Genomic DNA, 2,449 nt, shown 5'->3' on the forward strand with positions numbered 1-2,449 from the left:
GGGGTTCTATTTTGAAAATCACGATTTAAAGGCAATAAAGTCAATGGAATTAAGGAAATTTATTTAGTCCTAAAACGTTTAGGACAGGATTGATTATTAATAAAAAACAATATATAGATGGTTTTAAATCTGCTTATTTTTAGATAAATAAGTGTTTTTTTAATTTTTTTAGATTAATCTTAATGAAGTTATTTGCGAAAAATAGTTTTGAGTTTTGTAAGTAGATTTACTATTTTTCAAAAGAACTTTAGTTAATTAGTTTCTAATCAAAAAGTGCTATTCTACTTTCCAACAACTCCAAATACTTCTCTTTCATTTCATCAGAAAGAAAAGAAATGGCAAGCAACTCCTTCCATTTAGGAGTTGCTTTTTTCATTTGTTCGAGAATGGTCACTATCGTTTTTTCGTTGAGTTGTAATCTTTCTTTAGCATAGTAATCTACAAAATCATTTGCTTTCAAGTTGCTCTTTTTTCCTTTCAAGGGGAGTGCAATTTCTTCATCAGGATTTTTAATTGCTATGGTAGAATTTAGAAAGTCATAAATAGGTGAGAGGGTAGTTTTACCATTTTTGGTGATTAACGAAAAGTTTTTCAAGTGCATATCTTCATTTCCAGTCAAAAAACAAAAAAGAATTCTCTTAAAAAAGTCTGCTTTCTCAATAGCCGGAAAAGAACAAAATTCATCCAATACCGGAATCAATTTTTCCATGGTAAAACGGTATTTGGTATCTCTTGTGTTAGCCGTTAGTTGTGCAAAATCTTCGGTTGCCCATTTTTTTCCTTTACCGTGGCGATCAAAACGTTTAATGAAATAAGATAAACTTCCATCTTTTCCGTACAGCATTCCATGAAAAGGAACGTCCAAACCAAATGCTTTTGCCATTCGCATCGTCACATCTTCATTTTCGGGTAATTGTGGGAATAAATCATTTTGCGGTTTGATGATATACGTTCCAAATTGATCTACAATTTTGAACTCTTGATCTACAATGGAAACCGCAGCACTAAGTTTTGGTTGTACCCCTTGGATGGATAGTTTTGTGGCTCTATTAGCAGCTTCTTGGCGAAGTTCGACAGCAGTATAGGGCAAATCTTTTAAGTGTGTTAATCTGGGAGCGATAAGACGCATTCCTTTTACGCTGTATTTATCTGCTCCGCACAGTTCGTATGTAATGGGACATCTATTCATTTTCTAATGCTTTAACCGTTACACATCCTACCAAATCATTTCCAGTAGCAATGAGTTGAGAGAAGTAATCTTTTTGATCAATTTTGCCAATGCGCAACAATCCTTCTAGCATAACGCCTTCGGGTAATAATCCTTCAAAAAATGAAGGAAAAGAGTTATAACTGTATTTTTTATGTGTTGTAGGCATAGTCAAAGAAACTGCCTCATCATTATAATCAAGATCATATTCAAAATGATACTCTTTATTCGTAATCTCAGATAAGATTCCAGCTCTATTACCGTGAACATATACTATTGCATGTCTCATGTTTATTTATTTAGCGGGCTGATGAATTCTACTTTTATATTCAATACCTGAAGGACTGCAAGCAGATTATTAAAGCGTATCGTTTCTTTATTTTTTTCAATGTCAAAAACAGTAGTTTTTCCTACTCCTGCAAGATTTGCCAACTCGAGTTGAGTAAGTCCTGCTTCTTTTCGATGATCTTTTATTAAAATTCCTAAATTGAAATCATTCATTTTATACTGTTTAAGCGGTAAAAATACGTTATTTAGATATTATTACTCTATTTAAAACAGAAAAAGTTAAAATGTTACTGTTATAGCAGTAATATTTGTTGCACAAGTATAAAACTTAAAATTTCGAGTTCAAAATTTTCTAATTACTGCTAAGTTATTTACAAACAGTATTTTAGTTGTTTAATTTAGAAATTGATACCAACCTAAGATCAGGCAGTAATAATAATCTTTAACCACCGTATTTTTGCGGTTTAAAAATATCTTTTCCGCCGCAAAATTACCTTAAAACTTAAATAAGCACTAAATGGATCTCAAAAATGCGGTTCTATGTATATTTATCAAAACAAAGAGTGGCCAAATTTTACCTGGGATGCTGCTATCATTACGCCATTGCTTGGGAAAGTAAGACATCAACAGGGAATTATACTTGGTTTTATGCAAGGACTTGGCGTTCGTTTTCAAGAAGAAACTGTGCTTCAAACACTGACTCTAGATGTAATTAAATCAAGCGAGATTGAAGGCGAACAACTAAATCATGATCAAGTGCGATCTTCGATAGCAAAACGCTTGGGTATTGAGATCGCTGCAGCTGTGCCAGCTGATCATAATGTGGATGGTGTTGTAGAAATGTTATTAGATGCCACACAACGTCAGGATGTGAATTTACCCCACTTTTGCTCAAATTAACTCAATAACTCCTTTTCTATTCGCACAAAATTCGCTTGTAAGCGAGGCGGTTTT

General features: G+C 33.1%; 4 protein-coding genes. 1 reads left to right on the forward strand and 3 read right to left on the reverse strand.

The window, feature by feature from the left end; all coding sequences use genetic code 11:
- Nucleotides 1-262: 262 nt before the first annotated feature.
- From RCH18_RS15960 to RCH18_RS15970, 3 genes are read right to left on the reverse strand one after another with little or no spacing between them, the layout of a single operon-like run.
- Entirely contained in the window at nucleotides 263-1,189 is a 927-nt protein-coding gene (locus tag RCH18_RS15960) for a HipA domain-containing protein (RefSeq protein WP_326937768.1), read from the reverse strand.
- Nucleotides 1,182-1,496 carry a HipA N-terminal domain-containing protein gene (locus RCH18_RS15965; RefSeq protein WP_326937769.1) on the reverse strand — a complete coding sequence of 105 codons (315 nt, stop codon included), beginning with the start codon at nucleotides 1,494-1,496 and terminating at the stop codon, nucleotides 1,182-1,184. The genes RCH18_RS15960 and RCH18_RS15965 overlap by 8 nt, the downstream gene beginning before the upstream one ends.
- Before the next feature lie 2 nt (nucleotides 1,497-1,498).
- The gene (locus RCH18_RS15970) at nucleotides 1,499-1,708 is read right to left on the reverse strand and encodes a type II toxin-antitoxin system Y4mF family antitoxin (protein ID WP_326937770.1); all 210 of its coding nucleotides are present in this window, start codon (nucleotides 1,706-1,708) and stop codon (nucleotides 1,499-1,501) included.
- A 327-nt stretch (nucleotides 1,709-2,035) separates the two neighbouring features.
- On the opposite strand from RCH18_RS15970, the gene RCH18_RS15975 reads away from it, so the two are divergent.
- Nucleotides 2,036-2,395 carry a DUF4172 domain-containing protein gene (locus RCH18_RS15975; protein WP_326937771.1) on the forward strand — a complete coding sequence of 120 codons (360 nt, stop codon included), beginning with the start codon at nucleotides 2,036-2,038 and terminating at the stop codon, nucleotides 2,393-2,395.
- Nucleotides 2,396-2,449: the final 54 nt, after the last annotated feature.

Origin of the sequence: Flavobacterium sp. PL11 (assembly GCF_035985025.1) — a bacterium.
GTDB lineage: Bacteria > Bacteroidota > Bacteroidia > Flavobacteriales > Flavobacteriaceae > Flavobacterium.